17 protein-coding genes are annotated in these 18,580 nt (G+C 51.0%); 5 read left to right on the top strand and 12 right to left on the bottom strand.

What is annotated here, in order from left to right:
- Positions 1–75: 75 nt before the first annotated feature.
- The 10 genes from ruvB to NNX04_RS20045 form a co-directional block, all read right to left on the bottom strand.
- Entirely contained in the window at positions 76–1,101 is a 1,026-nt protein-coding gene (gene ruvB, locus NNX04_RS20090) for a Holliday junction branch migration DNA helicase RuvB (RefSeq protein ID WP_261946972.1), read from the bottom strand.
- 21 nt (positions 1,102–1,122) lie between these two features.
- A complete protein-coding gene (ruvA, locus tag NNX04_RS20085) occupies positions 1,123–1,737 on the bottom strand; it encodes a Holliday junction branch migration protein RuvA (protein WP_151056715.1) in 615 nt (204 codons plus the stop codon).
- Between the two features lie 51 nt (positions 1,738–1,788).
- The gene (gene ruvC / locus NNX04_RS20080) at positions 1,789–2,310 is read right to left on the bottom strand and encodes a crossover junction endodeoxyribonuclease RuvC (protein ID WP_007644136.1); all 522 of its coding nucleotides are present in this window, start codon (positions 2,308–2,310) and stop codon (positions 1,789–1,791) included.
- A gap of 68 nt (positions 2,311–2,378) precedes the next feature.
- Positions 2,379–2,987: a helix-turn-helix domain-containing protein gene (locus NNX04_RS20075; RefSeq protein WP_261946971.1), complete on the bottom strand. Its 609-nt coding sequence runs from the start codon at positions 2,985–2,987 to the stop codon at positions 2,379–2,381.
- A 112-nt stretch (positions 2,988–3,099) separates the two neighbouring features.
- Positions 3,100–3,843: a YebC/PmpR family DNA-binding transcriptional regulator gene (locus NNX04_RS20070; protein ID WP_261946970.1), complete on the bottom strand. Its 744-nt coding sequence runs from the start codon at positions 3,841–3,843 to the stop codon at positions 3,100–3,102.
- 83 nt (positions 3,844–3,926) lie between these two features.
- Complete coding sequence (gene aspS, locus NNX04_RS20065) at positions 3,927–5,732, bottom strand: aspartate--tRNA ligase (protein ID WP_261946969.1); 1,806 nt, start codon at positions 5,730–5,732, stop codon at positions 3,927–3,929.
- A gap of 98 nt (positions 5,733–5,830) precedes the next feature.
- Positions 5,831–6,076 (bottom strand): FmdB family zinc ribbon protein, encoded by a 246-nt coding sequence (locus tag NNX04_RS20060; protein ID WP_261946968.1) that lies wholly within the window; start codon positions 6,074–6,076, stop codon positions 5,831–5,833.
- Positions 6,077–6,257: 181 nt separating this feature from the next.
- The gene (gene mtgA / locus NNX04_RS20055; protein ID WP_261946967.1) at positions 6,258–6,950 is read right to left on the bottom strand and encodes a monofunctional biosynthetic peptidoglycan transglycosylase; all 693 of its coding nucleotides are present in this window, start codon (positions 6,948–6,950) and stop codon (positions 6,258–6,260) included.
- Between the two features lie 6 nt (positions 6,951–6,956).
- The gene (locus tag NNX04_RS20050) at positions 6,957–7,454 is read right to left on the bottom strand and encodes a DUF4124 domain-containing protein (protein WP_261946966.1); all 498 of its coding nucleotides are present in this window, start codon (positions 7,452–7,454) and stop codon (positions 6,957–6,959) included.
- Between the two features lie 62 nt (positions 7,455–7,516).
- Complete coding sequence (locus tag NNX04_RS20045; RefSeq protein WP_261946965.1) at positions 7,517–7,831, bottom strand: Rieske (2Fe-2S) protein; 315 nt, start codon at positions 7,829–7,831, stop codon at positions 7,517–7,519.
- 191 nt (positions 7,832–8,022) lie between these two features.
- Here NNX04_RS20045 and NNX04_RS20040 point away from each other — a divergent pair, with 191 nt between their 5' ends.
- Together NNX04_RS20040 and NNX04_RS20035 are read left to right on the top strand one after the other, a co-directional pair.
- On the top strand, positions 8,023–9,357 hold the full coding sequence (locus tag NNX04_RS20040; RefSeq protein WP_261946964.1) for a flavohemoglobin expression-modulating QEGLA motif protein: 1,335 nt from the start codon (positions 8,023–8,025) through the stop codon (positions 9,355–9,357).
- Between the two features lie 16 nt (positions 9,358–9,373).
- Positions 9,374–9,760, top strand: coding sequence for a hypothetical protein (locus tag NNX04_RS20035; protein ID WP_007644150.1), 387 nt, complete (start codon positions 9,374–9,376; stop codon positions 9,758–9,760).
- 22 nt (positions 9,761–9,782) lie between these two features.
- Here NNX04_RS20035 and NNX04_RS20030 read toward each other — a convergent pair whose 3' ends face one another.
- Positions 9,783–10,160 (bottom strand): hypothetical protein, encoded by a 378-nt coding sequence (locus NNX04_RS20030; protein WP_261946963.1) that lies wholly within the window; start codon positions 10,158–10,160, stop codon positions 9,783–9,785.
- A gap of 439 nt (positions 10,161–10,599) precedes the next feature.
- Here NNX04_RS20030 and NNX04_RS20025 point away from each other — a divergent pair, with 439 nt between their 5' ends.
- A complete protein-coding gene (locus tag NNX04_RS20025) occupies positions 10,600–12,531 on the top strand; it encodes a di-heme-cytochrome C peroxidase (protein ID WP_261946962.1) in 1,932 nt (643 codons plus the stop codon).
- A 253-nt stretch (positions 12,532–12,784) separates the two neighbouring features.
- Entirely contained in the window at positions 12,785–15,100 is a 2,316-nt protein-coding gene (locus tag NNX04_RS20020; protein WP_261946961.1) for an FG-GAP repeat protein, read from the top strand.
- 89 nt (positions 15,101–15,189) lie between these two features.
- Here the strand turns inward: NNX04_RS20020 and tilS are convergent, their stop codons facing one another.
- Positions 15,190–16,491 (bottom strand): tRNA lysidine(34) synthetase TilS, encoded by a 1,302-nt coding sequence (tilS, locus tag NNX04_RS20015; RefSeq protein WP_261946960.1) that lies wholly within the window; start codon positions 16,489–16,491, stop codon positions 15,190–15,192.
- Positions 16,492–16,662: 171 nt separating this feature from the next.
- Between tilS and NNX04_RS20010 the strand changes: the two genes are divergently transcribed.
- The gene (locus NNX04_RS20010; protein ID WP_261946959.1) at positions 16,663–18,576 is read left to right on the top strand and encodes a S9 family peptidase; all 1,914 of its coding nucleotides are present in this window, start codon (positions 16,663–16,665) and stop codon (positions 18,574–18,576) included.
- The last annotated feature ends 4 nt before the right edge of the window (positions 18,577–18,580 follow it).

Here is an 18,580-nt window from a genome sequence, read left to right as displayed (position 1 = left end):
CTGGTTCAACTGGGAAAAAAACAGGGGCCATCATAGCCTAAAGTGCGCTGAAATACTCATGACTGGATAAGAGCTTTATTCGGCACTGTCTTGCAATCGTTTAGGTACCGGCACACCAAAATAAAGGTAAGCATTGTTGGTCAAAATACGACCGCGCGGTGTGCGCGCCATAAACCCCTGCTGAATAAGATAAGGCTCTATCACATCCTCGATAGTTCCGCGATCCTCGCTAATTGCGGCAGCAAGACTTTCTACACCAACAGGACCGCCATCAAAATTGTGCATCATTGCGGCCAATAAGCGACGATCCATATGGTCGAAACCACGCTCATCCACGTTGAGCATATTGAGTGCACTGTCAGCTATTTTTGCAGTGACAGTCCCATCGCCCTTCATTTCGGCAAAATCGCGCACGCGGCGCAACAATCGGTTCGCAATTCGTGGAGTTCCACGCGAGCGTTTAGCCACCTCGGCTGCACCTTCAATATCCATTTGTACACCCAAAAGTGCAGATGAACGCGCCACGATATGCGTCAAATCGGCGACATTATAAAACTCCAAACGCTGAACAATACCAAAACGATCGCGTAAGGGTGAGGTCAATAAACCTGCCCGTGTAGTGGCTCCCACCAGCGTAAATTGCGGCAAATCCAGTTTAATCGAACGTGCGGCAGGCCCCTCGCCAATCATGATATCCAGCTGGAAATCCTCCATCGCCGGGTAGAGTATCTCTTCCACCACCGGACTCAAACGGTGAATCTCATCGATAAACAGCACATCGCCTGGCTCAAGGTTGGTGAGCAATGCCGCCAAATCGCCCGCCTTTTCCAGCACTGGGCCGGAGGTGCTTTTGAGCGAGACATTCATCTCGTTGGCGATAATATTGGCAAGCGTGGTTTTACCCAGTCCAGGCGGACCAAATACCAGTGTGTGATCCAATGCCTCGCCGCGTTTTTTTGCGGCGCCGATAAAAATTTCCATCTGCTCGCGCACAGCGGGCTGCCCCACATAATCCGCCAAGGACTTGGGGCGCACCGTGCGATCCAAATGATCCTCGCGCTCTTTGGCAACAGGGGCTATCAGGCGATCGGTTTCAATCATCGTTATTTAACCTGCTAAAAATTATCCAGCGATAGCGCGCAGCGACATACGAATTAACTCTTCGCTGGTTGCATCAGGCTTCTGTTTGGCCGCCAGGGAAACCATTTTCGCGGCATCAGCGGGTTTGTAACCTAGAGCAATCAAGGCGCTTTCAGCTTCGGCAAAGATATCGTTATCCGTCGCAATACTTTGAATCTCACTATGCGCAAGCAAATCATTTTGCGGCATATCCCAATTTTTCAGGCGATCGCGCAACTCAATGACCAAACGCTCGGCCGTTTTTTTGCCAATACCAGGGACTTTCGTCAACGCGGTAATATTATCGTCACGCACACAGCGGGCAATATCATCCGCCTCCATACCCGACAAAATAGAAATGGCCAATTTAGGACCAACACCATTCACTTTTATGAGTGTGCGAAATAGCGAGCGATCACGTTGCTCAGCAAACCCAAATAACTGGTGCAGATTTTCAGTGATGGATAAGTGGGTATGCAACACTACATCCTGACCAATCGCAGGCAGGCGATAAAAAGTCGTCATAGGTGCTTGCAACTCATACCCCACTCCCTGCACATCCAAGAGCAAATAAGGAGGCTGTTTTTCCACTAATGTTCCACGCAAGCGTCCAATCATAATGCTTCTCTTCTAATGACTTGTTTGTATTCTCGATTCAATAGACAAATGTTAAACAATGCGTCCACGACGGAAACTGGACGAGCCCGCCATACGAATTAAGTGATCGCGAGTATTGGCATGGCAAAGGGCTACAGCCAATGCATCGGCCGCATCTTCTTGCGGTGCGGCGGGCAAGCGCAACAATGTTTTCACCATATGCTGCACCTGCAGTTTATCGGCCGCACCATTACCCACTACTGATTGTTTCACTTTGCGCGCCTCATACTCTGAAACCGGTACATTTAGCGCGGTAGCGGCAACAATCGCTGCGCCACGTGCCTGTCCCAGCTTCAATGCAGATGACGCATTTTTGGCCATAAACACCTGCTCGATCGCCATTTCCTGTGGGCAATATTGCTCAATGATGTGGGTCAGAGAATCGAAGATGACTTTGAGGCGTGCGGGCAATTCATCCGTATCCTTCATACGAATAACGCCGCTGGTGATGTATTCCTGCTTGCTACCGATGACATTAATAATGCCAAATCCGGTTTTGCGGGAGCCGGGGTCTATACCGAGGATAAGCGCCATAGGTTGTATCTATATACAGTAGTTATGGCACAGTGTTGCATGCAATATCTGTAGGTGCAAGGGTGAAATTAAAAATCAGATTTAAAGCTCAGCTGCAACCGACCGCTGGAATGGGTATCCACATGGATTGCGGCCAATTCGTTATCCGCAATCAGGATGGAGGGGGACGAAATCAATAGGTAATCGCCATCAATGAAATCATATATTTCTGTCGACAACAGCAAGCCCTGATTCTGGCGAACAGCTGTTACAAGCAAGCGAAATTGCTGATTAAACCTTACCTCGCTCTGCGCCCCCAGCTCATTCAGGAATTGCATTTCACCCTCGGTACTGGCACCAGATTCCGCCTTTACCGATAAATTAATCATCACCTGTTCAGCTGCTGCTGTTGACCACCACCCCAGAGAAACGATTAATGAGGTAAGAATTCCCACCAACCCCCACCAGCGGCGATGACTGATGTGCCGAGCAGAGCCTGAATTTGATTGTATTAATAAGTCGGCCAAGTCCATATCCAATGCACTCGCCAACGCCATGGCAGACTCTTTGGCTGCAATACCATTGCGCTCTATACGTTGTACTGTACGCATACTCAAGCTGGCAACTTCCGCGAGCTGATTTTGAGTCCAGGCACGCTGTTCGCGCTGCCGACGGAGTAACTTATGATTGATTTTCATATCCATGACACTTGCCTCGCTTTGATTAAAAGCCGCCAGATTTCGCTATATCTATCGTTTTGTATACGACAGCAATACGACATGGCGACTTTGTGCACCAAGGAGATACGAGTTAACCAATCTGCTCCATAATTTCTTCGGCAATATCCGCATTGGTATAGACGTTTTGCACATCATCCAAATCTTCGAGTGTGTCAATCAAGGCAAGAATTTTTTCGGCGGCGTCCTTATCCAAATTGACTGTGAGCGAGGGAATTTGGGTAATTTCAGCAGAAGCCGGGGTTAACCCGGCGCTGGCGAGCGCATCTTTTACGCGGAAAAAATCCTCGAAGGCGGTCATCACATCGGCCGAGCCGTCATCATTAATCACCACATCATCAGCACCCGCTTCGAGTGCAGCTTCCATCAAAGCGTCTTCGTTGATACCAGGCTCAAAACTGATTTGGCCTTTGCGCGCAAATAGGTAGGCAACAGAACCGCTAGTGCCGAGATTGCCGCCCTTTTTGTCAAACGCATGACGAACATCACCTGCGGTACGGTTGCGATTATCAGTCATGCACTCAACGATAAAGGCGACGCCGTTTACACCGTAGCCTTCATAAGTCAGCTCTTCGTAAGCATCGGATTCGTTGGTGCCAGCACCGCGGGCTATAGCGCGTTCGACCACGTCTTTCTTGAGATTGTTTAAGTAAGCTTTTTCAACCGCAGCGCGCAGGCGCGGGTTGTCGGCGGGATTCGCTCCACCTTTGGCAGCGACGGTTAATTCGCGGATAATTTTGGTGAAAATTTTTGTACGCTTGGCGTCCTGACGCGCCTTGCGGTGTTTCATGTTTGCCCATTTGGAATGTCCGGCCATTGCACAGCTCCAACTTGCAGATTATTAACGTAGGGGAATAAAAAAGGGCGGGCAATGCCCACCCCTTTTTAGATCAACAAAAGTTACATGCCGTATTCGGGCGCATCTTCAGCAACCACTGTTTTTTCTTTCTTACGCAAGCGGATGTGCAGGTCACGCAACTGCAGCTCATCTACAGTGCCCGGAGCATCAGTCATCACGCAGGCCGCACTTTGGGTTTTGGGGAAAGCGATAACGTCGCGGATGGAGCTTGCGCCCACCATCAACATAATCAGACGATCCAAACCGAACGCCAAACCGCCGTGTGGTGGTGCGCCGTAGGCAAGTGCGTCGAGCAGGAAGCCAAACTTCTCGCGTTGCTCTTCCGGTGAAATACCAAGGATTTTAAATACCGCTTGTTGCATGGTCGATGAGTGGATACGCACCGAACCACCACCCAACTCAGTACCGTTCAGTACCAAATCGTAAGCACGGGACAAGGCCGCGCCTGGGTTTGCAACCAACTCTTCTGGAGTACAGCTGGGTGAAGTGAACGGGTGGTGAATGGATGTCCAGCCGCCTTTGTCATCCTCTTCAAACATCGGGAAGTCAACAACCCACAAAGGTGCCCATTGGGTGGTGTACAACTCAAGGTCAGCGCCCAGTTTGCAGCGCAATGCGCCCAACGCTTCGGTTACTACTTTGTGTTTGTCGGCGCCGAAGAAAATCAGGTCGCCATTTTCAGCACCAACGCGTTCCAAAATGGCCGCGCGCACGGGCACGGGCAAGTTTTTCACGATCGGCGATTGCAAGCCTTCTTCCAGATCAGATTTGTCGTTGACCTTGATGTACGCCAAACCTTTCGCACCGTAGATGCCAACAAACTTGGTGTAGTCGTCGATTTGTTTACGGGTCAACTTCTCGTTACCGCCGGGTACTTTCAATGCGGTAACACGGGATTTTGGATCGTTAGCCGGGCCAGCGAAGACTTTGAAATCCACTTCGGTAACCAGATCTTTAATATCAACCAATTCCAACGGGATACGCATATCCGGCTTGTCTGAACCGTATTTGGCAATTGCTTCCGAGAACGGCATGTGGTTGATTTCAGCAAACTCAACCCCGAGCAAATCTTTAAACAATTCGCGGAACATACCTTCGGTAATTTCCATGATTTGTTCTTGCGACATGAAAGAGGTTTCTATGTCGATCTGAGTGAATTCCGGCTGACGGTCAGCGCGCAAGTCTTCGTCGCGAAAGCACTTGGCGATTTGGTAGTAGCGGTCATAACCAGCCACCATCAACAGCTGCTTGAACAACTGGGGCGATTGCGGCAGCGCAAAGAATTTACCGTCGTGAGTACGTGATGGCACCAGGTAATCGCGCGCACCTTCTGGCGTAGCGCGAGTCAGGATTGGGGTTTCAACATCGAGGAAACCGTTGCGATCCAGATAATTGCGGATCACGCTGGTCACTTTGCTGCGGAAGCGCAGGTTTTTCTGCATTTCGGTGCGGCGCAAATCGAGGAAGCGGTATTTCAAACGCGTCTCTTCGCCAACATTGGAGTAGGCATCCAAGGGGAACGGCATGGTTTCCGCTTCGTTCAGAATCGTCAGCGCGGTGCCGTAAACTTCGATCTCACCAGTCGCCATATTCGGGTTAACGGTGGACGGCGCACGGGCACGCACTTTACCGGTCAACTGCAATACGTATTCGCCGCGCACTTTATCGGCCAAGGCAAAATTCTCTTTGGCATCCGGATCGAACACCACTTGCACAATACCTTCGCGGTCGCGCAGGTCGATAAAGATCACACCACCGTGATCACGACGACGATCAACCCATCCGCAGAGGGTCACTTCTTGATCGATAAACGAGGCATTTAAAGCGCCACAGTATTGGCTGCGCATAGCGAGTTCCTGATGTTTATAAGTAAAGTATTTGTATGAAAGTGTTCTATGAACCTTGGGGGCGACATCTGTCGCCCCCAAGGTTCAGCTTGACCGGTTTAGCTGGCAGCAGTTGTCCCAGAGCCAGAACTGCCCGCATCGCCAGCGATATTCTTTTTCTTGCCCGATTTAAAATCGGTCTCGTACCAGCCGCCGCCCGATAAGCGGAAACCAGCGGCTGAAATTTGTTTTTTGAGGCTGGATTTGCCGCAGGCGGGACAATCCACCAAGGGGGCATCACTCAACTTTTGCAGGGCTTCAAGGTTATGGCTGCATAATTCACATTGGTATTCATAAATAGGCACGTCTATCACCTCGGTTACAACAAGATAGTTACAACAATTAGCTAAACAGGATACCAAGACCCCAAAAGGGTCGCGATTGTAACGCAAAACCCGTGCGGCGAGAACCGCGCCATACAAGAACGGCGCAAGAACCGCGCGCCGGCAAATATGGTTGCGGGTGTAGGAATTTAAAGGGGGCCGCTTAGGGAATCTGCGAATTACGCATCCGCGCCTGCACGCGAGAGGCATGCCGGATCACCCACGCGGGCATGGCTTTTTCATATTGACGGGGATTGGGCAACATAACCGCCATGCGCGCCGCTGCCGATGGGCCTATCTGCGATGCCGGGACACGGTAGTAATGGCGCGCGGCTGCTTCGGCACCAAACACTCCATTGCCCCACTCCACCACATTTAAATACACCTCCAAAATGCGGCGTTTATCCCACAGCAGCTCAATCATGAGTGCGATAACCGCCTCCTGCCCTTTGCGCAGGTAAGAGCGAGAGGGTGATAAAAACAAGTTTTTAGCCAACTGTTGGGTAATGGATGACCCCCCGGCGACGGATTTGCCTTTGCGTTGGTTCTTTTTCAGCGCCTGCTCTATCCCGCGCAAATCAAAACCTTGATGCTGCATAAAACGATCATCTTCAGCAGCAACCACAGCACGTTTCAGGTGGGATGAGATATGCGCGTAATCCACCCATTGATGCTTCAATTCCGCCTTGGGATTTTGCTCGCGCAGCTCATCCAGCCGAATCGACATAAAACTCGTCGCACCCGGATTCACCCATTTCCACACCAGAATATGGGCGAAAAACCATAACTGATAGGCCAACACCAATAACATTAGCCATTTGAGAACTCGCCAAGTGGTGCGCCAGAATATTTTCATCGCGGGCTATTGCGCCTGCTCCTGTTGTTGTACGCGCTGTTTCATTGCTTCGGCCGCGGCGCGAGCTTTTTCCAGCGGCGATGAGGTATCGGTAGCCACTTGTTCGGATGTGGGTTCGGGCTTAGACCAACCGGAAGACTCGGGCGCAGAAATGGCATTGCGCGTATCGACTTCAATTTGCTCGGCGTCACTGGCGAGGGGTTTATCACCAAAATGTACCTGACCGTTTGCATCAGTCCATTTATAGACTTTAGTGGGCGCAGGTGTTTCCGGCTTAGATACCTTGTCAGACACGCTTTCCATGGCTTCTTTGGCATCGGCTGCCAACTGATTCGGTGACAACTTATCGGACAACAACTCACGCAGATCAACTAGCCAATCATCGCCCATACGCGCATGCATATCGCGCAGCGGCATCTGCCCGGTTTTGAGATAAACCAAATAATTGCCAATGCCGATCATCAATACCAGCACCACCAGGGATTTCATAATTAAACGCGCCATAGCTTTCCTTGTAGTGAATAACTCATTGTTTTGTGGTTAATAATTTATTGTTGCTTAAAAACTCAGTAAGAACTTGCTTCAACCCCAAGCATGTTCCCTTCATAAATTAGCGGGATAAATTGCAATCGCTGACTGCACGTGGGATTAGCGGAGCGCCCGCTACTCAAATCAAACTCCATGCCATGCAGGGGGCAGCGGATCGCATTGCCAGTACACGTTGCATAGGTGAGCGCAGCACCAGCATGGGGGCAGCTATTTTTGATCAACAGGGTTTTGCCGTTCTCCTGCAGTAACAGTAGCGACTGGCCATCCAGTGTAAAGGCTTTGCGGTAACCATCGTAAAGCTGATGTAATTTTTCCAGCGCCACAAACGGCATAAACCCATTCCTCTGTTAGCTAACCAACGTTAAACCCTGTGCATTTTGGCGATTTATCCACCGCTATGCCAGAGGTGTCGTGGCGAGGTATAAATACTCGCCACAAATCACCTGCAAACGGCTAGAATGCGCGCCGTTCCAAAGCCGTCTGCGCCCGGCACCTGGCTGCCCCCTTTTGTGGCATTCCGACTATGACCGATTCACTTTATCTGGAGCGATTGAAACAACTTTCAACGCGCCTGGTCTCCCTGCAAAAACCCATTCGTATCCTCGATGCCATCAAGTGGCCAGCAGGAATCGAACAGCGTTTTCGTGCCGAACAAGGTAGAGAACTGCCTGGATTGGAGGCGGATTTTTATCAGCGCCAAGCACTGGCATTTGATCCACGCAATGTCAGTCAACTACTGAAAGAATTGAAAAGCGATGTGCGTCGCCAATTGGGGCACCATGATGCGCTGGGCAAAATCCTGCAGGCCACCATTGATCAATACCAAATTGTGATTGAGCTGTTGGGCGCGCGCGGCACCCAACAGTTCGGCCATTTCAGCAAACAACTCTACGGTTCGGCGAGTGACAATATTCGCGGCGATCGCAAAACCCTGCGCCAAATGGGTGAGCGTTTGTGCCATATTTTTTCGCTGCCAGCCGTCGAGCACCTAAACCGCCCTTACACCAATCACATCAATGCTGAAGATGCAGTCACTATGCTCAGCGGGCGCATGCGTGATTATTTCGGCGCCGGTGAAGTGCGAGTGCAGATAAGCGATGACATAGTGTCCGACGCGTCTGCCGGTGGCGACTGCATTAAAATTAATCGCCGCTCGCTGTTTTCCGAGCTGGATATCCAGGTGCTGGAAGTGCATGAAGGTTGGGTTCACATCGGCACCACCCTGAACGGCCGTGAACAGCCTTGGGCAACCTGGCTAAGTGTTGGATCGCCGCGAATTACTGCAATTCAGGAAGGCATGGCTGTACTGCTGGAAACGCTGACATTCAGCTCTTTTCCGCAGCGTGCACGACGCATTAGCGACCGGGTTGTCGCGGTGGATTTAGCCGAGCAAGGCGCCGATTTTTGCGAAGTCTATCGCTACTTTTTAGAGCGCGGCATTAGTGAGCACGACAGCTATCGCGTCACCCAACGCGTGTTTCGCGGCGGCACCTTAACCGGCGGCTCGGTGTTCACCAAAGATATTTCCTACGTAAAAGGATTTGTTGAAAACGTAAACTTTATTCGCAGCGCGATTCAATCCGGTGTACCGGAAATTATCCCAATGCTGTTTGTCGGCAAAGTCACACTGGATGATTTACCGCTGCTCTATGAACGCTATTTGGACGGGGTGATTGTCGCTCCAAAACATTTGCCACCGATGTTTAAAAACCTGAACGGGCTGTATGTTTGGTTTGGATTTTCGAGCAGCATGTCAGAGATGAATATTGCGCGCGTGCAACAGCACTTTAATAAATTGTTTCAACAACTACCCTCGGCAACACCTATTCACCAAAATACCGATGCAGAATTGGATTGAGTTAAATTAGTTGATCATGACCTACTACAAAGTTGTACTTTCCGGCGAAGATATTTTTTTTGAAAATGCTTCACGCATTGATAACGACAATGCTGAACCAGTGATTGGTTTTATCAGTTGCAAACCTATCAGTGCAGAGACTCCGGCGTTAGCGCTAGCCATCGCCAAACGCGATTTATTAGTGCACTGGAACCACAGTTTTAATTTTGATCGCAAGATGGGTATGCCCACATTAACTCTCGAATATATGGGCGAAATGCGTGGCTGGTTTAAACCTAAAAGTAGTCAGGACTATTACTGGTTTACTAACGAGGAGCACAAGCAGACATTGTTGGCGCAACTCACCCAGCTGCCGCGCCAACGCTTGTGGCGCAAAGAGACGCCGATAACCATTGATACTTAAGCGTAGCTTCCAAACAACCTGCTCAAGCGATCGCAGCGGGAGCAGGCTCAATAATGTCCAATAAAGCAGCACGCAGTACCGGTGAGACAATTTCTTCACTGCGCGCTGAAAGCGGTGAATTACCCACCCACTCAAAACGCCAGCGATACAAATGAAGGCCATCCGCTGTTTCACGCACTTCCACTAATTCAAAACGGCGCGCATCCAACTCAAAACGCTCGCGCAATTGAAACGCAAAGGGTTCAGCATTTTTTCCGACAAAACTGGAAGTATGTTGGGTAGGCGCGGCCACCATTACGTAATCGCGGCCTTGAAATTGCAGATGACAAACGCTCAGACTTACCGGTTGCCCAAGGCGGTTATTTAACACTGTATCGACAAAAAAAGAGTTCATCACCATAAAAGATCCCGCTGCGTTCTTATGGTTTTCCGCCACAACGACATTGGCCGAAAACTGGTTGATTATTCGCCACCCGGTTCTAATAAAAGCGTCCCTCTACGCGGCGAGGCGGCAGTCTACGCACAATTTGTTACAGTTCAAGCAAAAGCTTGCTGTCACACCACCCCGTTCACACCCGCAAAGATTTTGTTACTTTATTGCCAGATTCTTGGTAGCAGCAGTGACAAATTCACCTCACCGCTTTCGCCCGTCTGGGTACAATCTGATAAAGTTCTTAGCTAAGGCTGCTGGAATACTGAATAGTTCCTTAACCACAAGGCCTTTTTAGCGATTCTTTTGCGTGTGTTTTTTGCTCTTACCCATTCACTTTTTACTGCACGTTTTTCCACAACGACAGTACACAACTACAGTTCACAACTATCATCAGGATTTGAAAGGAATGATCACGACCTTCACCAGTGCTTCTGCACGACTGTTATGGGGGGCAACCCTCGCTTTATTCACACTGCTTCAAGGTTGTAGTTATTTATCGCAGGGGGTTTTGGTTGATGGCGACCGCTACGCCAAAGCGACTACAACAGATAGCTTTGGTGATAGCGCCGAGCAGGTGGTTTACCCCGAACAAAACTGGAGCGCAGCCCAAAGCCTGTGGTTTTACAATGTCACCCAAGGCTCCAACCTGATTCCCTACGATATTTTCCTGCATCTGGAAGTATCTGACAGCGAACAATTATTCCGCAGCGATGAGCATATGAATCGCCTGCGTTACCTGCCCCAATCGGCCTCACTCGCCAACCCGGATGGACTGCCGGTGGGCTGGGTAAAAGATGAACATCTCGGCAAAAATTATATTGGCCTGACTTGCGCAGCTTGCCATACCAGCCAGATCAATTATCAGGGTGCAGCCATACGCATTGACGGTGGGTCAACGCTGGCAGATATGGAAAAGATGCTAAAGAGTTTGTCTGCCGCGCTGAATACCAGCCTCGACGAGCCAGCCAAATTTGAGCGGCTTGCGAAAAACGTATTAAAAGCACGATATCCCGCCGATCAAGAAGCCTTTCGTGTGGAGCTGAGCGAGGTCGCCGCGCAAATCGCCCATTACAACCAGATCAATGAGCCGCGCCACGGCAATCAAAGCGTCGCTTATGGTTACGGGCGCCTCGATGCCTTTGGGCGCATTTACAACCGTATTCTCGCCCACCTCACCCCCAAAGAACCCAACTTCAATCCCGCCAGTGCACCAGTGAGCTACCCCTATTTATGGGATACCCCACAGCACGACTTTGTGCAGTGGAACGGTGTGGGCGATAACGAATTAGCAGGGCCATTGGGTCGCAATACGGGTGAAGCACTCGGTGTCTTTGCACAGTTTGATCTGGATAAAAAGCCAGGTGATCTGGGCTACCGCTCCTCAGTAGTAGTGCGCAACCTGACACGTATGGAGCGTCACCTTGAAAGTCTGTGGTCGCCCAGCTGGCAACAATTGGCCGAGCAAAATGTATTGCCTGCCATTAACCAGCATTTGGCCGAGCAAGGCAGGGAGATATTTATTGAATACCAGTGCCACACCTGTCATGAAGCCATTGACCGCACCGACCCCAAACGACGTGTGATATCTCAATTTGCCAGCCTGCAAACCATCGGTACTGATCCATACATGGCGATGAATGCACTCAACTACACCGGCAAAAGCGGTTATTTTGAGCGCGATAGAATCAAACCACTCGACCCTCGCTCGCCGCGTTTTAGCGCCAATACACCGGTCTTACCTGCCCTGAGTGCAGCAGTTGAGGGAGTTTTGCTGGAGCCGGATCACGATAAAACGTTTATCCGCCGCTGGGCGGAGAAACTCTATGACTTGGTGACTTCCATCGGCGATAACCCGATTAAAAAAACCGAGCGGCATCTGGACTTTGAAATCGTCAACAAAAACAACCCCGCCACACTCGCTGCTTACAAAGCGCGCCCGCTCAATGGCATTTGGGCTACAGCACCTTATTTACACAACGGCTCAGTGCCCAGCTTGTATGAACTGTTTATGCCCAGCTGCAGTGATGCTGAAATCATCAGTGGCAAAACCTGTCGCCCCAACAAATTTACGATAGGGGTGCGCGAACTGGACCCAGTAAAAGTAGGTATGGTAGGGCGTGACCCGGCGCAATACCCCGACTTGTTTGTGTTTGATACCAGCCTGCCTAGCAACTCCAATAAAGGTCATGAATATGCCGCTGGCGTGACGCCGGTATTTATTCTGGATGCACAGGGGCGCCCATTGAAGGATGCACAAGGCAAACCCAAAATGCGCCAGCTAAACCCTATCAACCATGCACAGCGTTTGGCACTGGTTGAATACCTGAAAACGCTTTAACCTGCCCTCCCGCTACATGGCGCCCGCACACTCACAGGGCGCCATTCACTCGCACAATTGCTAACAACTCACCCCACCCAAGTTCGTTAGATTTAACACCGCATAAAATCACTGAACCAATTGCCTGTTTTCACGGTCTCTATGCGGCTTCTATTTATTAAGCAGCCAAGCCTAAATGCGGGCGATTTGATTGACACCAAGCGCCGCGACACACAGAATCACCGACCAGTTTTAAACCTCAGGAACACGCTGAATGAATATTGATCGTTTATCCCCGCTATTACAGCGCACCACCTTGCTGCTCTCTCTCGCAGCCGGTTCATTTTTGCTCACTGCCTGTGGCGGCGGAAGCGACAACAAATCATCAGCCAGCAGCTCTTCTATTAGCAGCAGCTCATCACTGCGCAGCAGCTTTAGCAGTGCCTCCGTACCCGCCAATGGCTCAGGCATTTGGCCCAGCGTAAAAGTGGAAGCACAAAGCCCCAAAGTACTCACTTTTCAGTGGAGCGCGGTAGAAGGTGCAACCCACTACAAACTTTACAAACAAGACGCTGAAAACGGCGCAGTGCTGTTAGCTGACAACATCACCACCACCAGTGCCAGCGATGAAATTGGCGTACACATTCACGACTGGGTAAATACCCGTTATTGGGTGGATGCCTGTGTTGCGGACGACTGCAGCCAGCGCTCGGACATGACATTTACCGCCACCGAAATGATCAAAGCCATCGGCTATTTCAAAGCCTCCAATACCGGCTCATTTGACTGGTTCGGTTGGAGTATTACCCTCTCAAGCGATGGCATGACCATGGCGATTGGCGCGCCTGCAGAGGACAGTAAAGCGGTTGGTATTAATGGTGATCAAACCAACAACGAAATAGTAAATGCCGGTGCAGTTTATGTGTTTGTGAAAGAGGATGGGCTTTGGGTACAGCAGGCCTACCTCAAAGCGTCCAATACCGAGCAGCCTAATTTAAATGGCCTTCGCGTGCTGCCGAATGATCGTTTTGGTTACCGTGTGGCATTGTCTGACGACGGCAATACCTTGGCAGTATCGGCCTTATTGGAAGACAGCCCATCTTATGGCGTCAACTGTAATCAGGACAATTATGAACAGGTCATCAGCTCTGCCGCTTCCTCAGGCGGTACTGGTAATTTGCTGGCAGCAAGAACTCTTGATGTTGGCGCGGTCTACATCTTTACCCGCAGCGCAGGCACCTGGACACAAGATGCTTATGTAAAACCGATTTTCTCTACACTTCACGCCTTTGCCCAATCAGCGGTTGCGCTACGTTTTGGAGAATCGCTAGCACTTTCCGGTGATGGTAAAACCCTTGCGGTTGGCACGTCTGAGGACTTCATCAGTAGAAGCGGCGTTTTCAACTTTAACGCTTCAAGCAGTATGTCATCACTGGCGTGTTTGGAGTTTTACCCCTCCAGCAGCTCATCTACCAGCAGCACCAGCAGTTCAAGCAGCAGCACTACTTCAAGCAGCTCTTCCGCCGGTAGCAGCTATCGCGGTGGCTCAGCCTCAGGTGCGATCTATACCTTCCGTTTAGGCGAGAATGGCTGGAAGGAAGAGTCCCATGTTAAAGCATCCAATGCGGAACAAAACGACGCCTTTGGTGTGAGCATTGCCCTGTCTACCGATGGCAATACCATGGTGGTTGGCGCAATCAGTGAAGATAGTAATGCAACCGGTGTTAATGGCGATCAATCCAAGAACTCTTGCTATTACTTCAACGAAGGCGCCTATGTGATTGACGCCGAGTGCGAAGAAGCTGGTCGCTACCAAGTGCGCGGCGTAATTGATAACGGTGCAGCTTATGTCTTTAAGCGCACAGCAGACTTGTGGAATCAGGAAGCCTACTTAAAACCTGCCAGCACTTATATGTACACTGCCTTTGGCACCAGCGTGGATGTTTCTGGCGATGGCAATACCCTGGTGATCGGTGCACCTGGTGATGCGAGCAAAGCAACAACTATTAATGGCGATGTCGCACAAGATATTGAATTTGCCAATACCGGCGCAGCCTATGTGTTTGCCAAGTCGGGCGAAAGTTGGTCGCAAGAAGCAATCGTTAAACCTTCAACACTAACCAAACACACTGGTATCAGTTTGGTAGCCGTTACCAGTGTGACTTACAGCATCCAGATAAACGGCGGTGGTCAATTTGGTAATAGTGTAAGCCTGTCTGACGACGGCAATATCCTGGCTGTCGGTTCATTCCGTGAAAGCAGCTATGCCACCGGTATTAATGGCGATGAAGGTGATACCAGCAAAGCGGATGCCGGCGCCGTGTTTGTATTCACCCGCAACAATACCGTTTGGTCACAAAAGAGTTATGTAAAAGCATCCAACCCTGATGCAAGTGATCGCTTTGGGCTGAATGTTGAACTCTCGGGTGATGGTAAAAATATGTTGGTTGGTGCACACCGTGAATCGGGCCGTGGCTATACCTCTGTTGCGGCTTCCAGTGGTGCCAGCAACAGTTCGGCAGCCAGCAGCACAGGCCTTGACCAGAGCGATAACAGCCTGGAAGCGTCTGGCGCGGTGTACCTCTACTAAGCTGAACCTGGCAATCAACAAAAACGGGATGCCAAAAGCATCCCGTTTTTGTTTGTGTCGTCATTAACAGATACCGCACTTGTCGCCGTTTAACCGCCCCACCGCAAGTGCAACCCCTGCTCGCCCGCTTCGGCGGTATATCCGCTACAAACCCATAAATCCCCCACAGCAACCAGCGTATCGCCGCTATACACCAGTGGTAAGTCATCCCGAAGCCAAGGCTCCAGGGCATATTCCTGCAGTAATTTTTTCAAGGTTTGGGAGTGATGGCGCCCCGCAGGCTTACAGCGTTCACCGCCTTGGCGATAGCGAATATGTAAATCCGGCAATCCCACTTTCAAGCGCACCGCGCCGTCGCCGCTCCTCTCAACTGCACCCTGCTCCACTATATCCAACGTCAATACCGGCAAGGCTGCAGGCAACAGATACAAGCGCTGGCGAAATACCCGCAGCGATAGATCACCCCAGGTTACATTCGCTTCAGCATCCTCGCGCCCCAGCAACAATTGCTGCTGGATTTGCCGCCAATGGCTTTGCTCGGGCGTGCTGTAACCGGCGCTGCGCAGCCAATAGCGCAGCAGGTTTTGCTGGCGTACCAGCGACAGGGAACAGAGAAATGCCAGATCAATACTCTGCCCGATGCGCTCGCGTCGCGTCGCCGCTGTGTGTAAGTCCTCGCGGGCGATAGCCTCAAGCAGTTGCTCTTGCTCCGCACAGAGCTCGGCCGTTTGCTGCCATTTGCGCATAAACGCCGGCCAGCGTCGGGCAAGCAAAGGCATTACCTGATTGCGCAAAAAGTTGCGGTCATAGGCATCGTCCTGATTGCTTTCATCCTCCACCCACTGCAGCTGATGTTCACGGGCATAGCTTTCCAATTGCGCGCGCGAAAAATTCAGCAGTGGTCGTACCAGCGTCGCTTGGCCCAAGGGCCGCTGTACAGCCATTGCTGCCAGCCCACGCGGGCCGGTACCGCGCAATAAGCGCAGCAGTAATGTCTCGGATTGATCGTTGGCGTGATGGGCGGTGAGCAGAAAATCGCCCGCACTCACATAGCGCTCAAATACTGCGTAGCGCGCTGCGCGTGCGGCATCTTCTATACCTTTACCGCTGTTGATAACGCTGACTTTTTCTGCCGTAAACTCAATACCCAACTGCGCGCAAATTGCCGCACACCGAGCCTGCCACTGATCGGCATGGGGCGAAATTTGGTGGTTGATATGCAGCGCGCGAATAGTCACCGGCAGTGGCAATTGCACCAGCGCATGCAGCAGCACGGTAGAATCCAACCCGCCGCTAAAACCCACCCAATAGACCGCGTCTGCGCTATTACCGCCATCCGGTAAATAAGTGCGCAGTGCTGCGGGCGAAAAAATGGGGGCAGAGGAAGTCATAGCAATACCTGATTGATGCGCGCATTAAAGCCCAACGGTCACATAAATAAAACCCAACGCCCGGTAAATACCATCCACCTCAAGTAAATAAAAGGTCTGCCTTCCCCTGCCGGCATCCGGCGGGCAAAATGCCCCACTCCCACGCCCGTTATTAAATGGATTGCAGATGTTATGACCCAGCCCAGTTACGGCCATTGGCCATCACCTATCACCGCCGACTTGCTCACCAGTCAAGGTATACGCTTGAGCGACCCGCAAGCGGTGGGCGATACACTTTACTGGCTGGAAAGCCGCCCGCAGGAAAAAGGCCGCAGTGTGTTGGTGTGTGAAAAACAGGGCGAGCGCCGTGATTTACTGCCCGCCCCCCATAGCATTCGCACCCGCATTCAGGAATACGGCGGCGCGCCCTACTTGGCCACCGCCGATGTGATTTTTTATGTGCTGGATAGCGACCAACGCATTTACGCCTACGATTTACACACTCAAACCAGCCGTGCACTGACCCCGGAAGGCGCTTATCGCTACGCCGATTTTTGTATTGACCCAAGACGCAACCGCCTGCTGGCAATACGCGAGAATTGCAGCAGTGATAACCAGCATCCTACCAGTGAGATTATCGCTATCCCGCTGGATAATGTGCAGCTTGAGGTATTGGTTTCCGGCGCCGATTTTTATTCCAACCCGCGCTTGTCACCCAACGGCGAGCAACTCAGTTTTTTGCGCTGGTTTCACCCCCATATGCCCTGGGATAACACGGAGTGTGTTATCGCCCAATTAAATGCGCAGGGTGACATTATTAGGAGCGTGGCAATTGCCGGCGGAAATAATGAATCTATTTTTCAGCCGCAATGGTCACCGGCCAGCGAATTATTTTTTGTGTCGGATCGCAGCAACTGGTGGAATATTTATCGCTGGACGGGTGCAGAGGCCGAAGCCATTTGTGCACTCGATGCCGAATTCGCCACACCGCAATGGGTGTTTGGCATGAGCACTTACGGTTTTTTATCCGCGAGTGAAATTTTTTGCTGTTTTAGCCAGCAAGGCGTGTGGCAATTGGGCGTTATTAATATCGCGCAAAAAACCTTGCAGCAAATTGCACAACCCCTGCGCGATATTTCAGCTGTGTGTTGCCAAGCCATGAATAATGGAGACAGTGAAAACAAAGGCCAGGCTTATTTTCTCGGCGCAACGGCAACCCAGGGGGCGCAGCTGTGGTTTTATGAATCAGGACACTATCACTCAGGTGTTTGCGCGCCGCTAAATAACACTCAATTTGCACTGGACAGTCGCTACCTCTCCCAAGCCGAAGCAATTACTTTTCCCACGCGCGATGGCGAAACTGCGCACGGATTTTTTTACGCTCCGACCAATGCCGACTATAAAATTGCGCCAGCTAATTTACCGCCGCTGTTGGTGATGTGTCATGGCGGCCCTACCGGCGCCACCGAGACCTCGCTTAATTTAAAAATCCAATTTTGGACCAGCCGCGGGTTTGCCGTGCTGGATGTGAATTATCGCGGCAGCACCGGTTACGGCAGAGCATATCGCGACCGGTTAAAAAATAATTGGGGCATCACCGATGTCATCGACGTGTGCAGCGGGGTGGATTATTTGGTGGCGCAGCAGCGCATCGACAAAAATAAAGTTGCCATTCGCGGCTCCAGCGCTGGCGGTTATACCGTGCTCGCCGCCCTGACTTTTGGCGATGTGTTTAAAGCCGGTGCGAGTTTATACGGCATAGGCGATTTGGAAGCCCTCGCGCGCGACACCCATAAATTTGAAGCGCATTATTTGGATTCGCTGGTGGGTGAATACCCCGCGCAACAAAAGATTTATCGCGACCGCTCACCCATTTATCACATAGAACAACTCAATTGCCCGGTGATTTTTTTGCAGGGGCTGCAAGACAAAGTCGTACCACCTGCACAAGCAGAAGCCATGGTCGCTGCACTACAAGAAAAAGGCATAATGACCCGCTACGTAACCTTTGAAGAAGAGGGTCACGGCTTTCGCCAGGCGCAGAATATGCAACGCGCACTCAATGAAGAGTTAGCGTTTTATCACACTGTTTTTAGTAACCATTGATTGT

This window comes from Cellvibrio sp. QJXJ (genome assembly GCF_024452345.1).
In the GTDB taxonomy this organism is placed as follows: Bacteria; Pseudomonadota; Gammaproteobacteria; order Pseudomonadales; family Cellvibrionaceae; genus Cellvibrio.
The sequence above is the reverse complement of the archived record's forward strand: the minus strand, read 5'-3'. Positions and strand labels throughout refer to the sequence as shown.

Bases quoted from the DNA above. Each gene is read 5' to 3' on its own strand.
- tilS (WP_261946960.1), bottom strand. From the start codon at position 16,491: ATGACTTCCTCTGCCCCCATTTTTTCGCCCGCAGCACTGCGCACTTAT.
- aspS (WP_261946969.1), bottom strand. From the start codon at position 5,732: ATGCGCAGCCAATACTGTGGCGCTTTAAATGCCTCGTTTATCGATCAA.
- NNX04_RS20025 (WP_261946962.1), top strand. From the start codon at position 10,600: ATGATCACGACCTTCACCAGTGCTTCTGCACGACTGTTATGGGGGGCA.
- NNX04_RS20010 (WP_261946959.1), top strand. From the start codon at position 16,663: ATGACCCAGCCCAGTTACGGCCATTGGCCATCACCTATCACCGCCGAC.
- ruvA (WP_151056715.1), bottom strand. From the start codon at position 1,737: ATGATTGGACGCTTGCGTGGAACATTAGTGGAAAAACAGCCTCCTTAT.
- ruvC (WP_007644136.1), bottom strand. From the start codon at position 2,310: ATGGCGCTTATCCTCGGTATAGACCCCGGCTCCCGCAAAACCGGATTT.
- NNX04_RS20020 (WP_261946961.1), top strand. From the start codon at position 12,785: ATGAATATTGATCGTTTATCCCCGCTATTACAGCGCACCACCTTGCTG.
- NNX04_RS20035 (WP_007644150.1), top strand. From the start codon at position 9,374: ATGACCTACTACAAAGTTGTACTTTCCGGCGAAGATATTTTTTTTGAA.
- NNX04_RS20045 (WP_261946965.1), bottom strand. From the start codon at position 7,831: ATGCCGTTTGTGGCGCTGGAAAAATTACATCAGCTTTACGATGGTTAC.
- ruvB (WP_261946972.1), bottom strand. From the start codon at position 1,101: ATGATTGAAACCGATCGCCTGATAGCCCCTGTTGCCAAAGAGCGCGAG.
- NNX04_RS20050 (WP_261946966.1), bottom strand. From the start codon at position 7,454: ATGGCGCGTTTAATTATGAAATCCCTGGTGGTGCTGGTATTGATGATC.
- NNX04_RS20075 (WP_261946971.1), bottom strand. From the start codon at position 2,987: ATGAAAATCAATCATAAGTTACTCCGTCGGCAGCGCGAACAGCGTGCC.
- NNX04_RS20070 (WP_261946970.1), bottom strand. From the start codon at position 3,843: ATGGCCGGACATTCCAAATGGGCAAACATGAAACACCGCAAGGCGCGT.
- NNX04_RS20030 (WP_261946963.1), bottom strand. From the start codon at position 10,160: ATGGTGATGAACTCTTTTTTTGTCGATACAGTGTTAAATAACCGCCTT.
- NNX04_RS20040 (WP_261946964.1), top strand. From the start codon at position 8,023: ATGACCGATTCACTTTATCTGGAGCGATTGAAACAACTTTCAACGCGC.
- mtgA (WP_261946967.1), bottom strand. From the start codon at position 6,950: ATGAAAATATTCTGGCGCACCACTTGGCGAGTTCTCAAATGGCTAATG.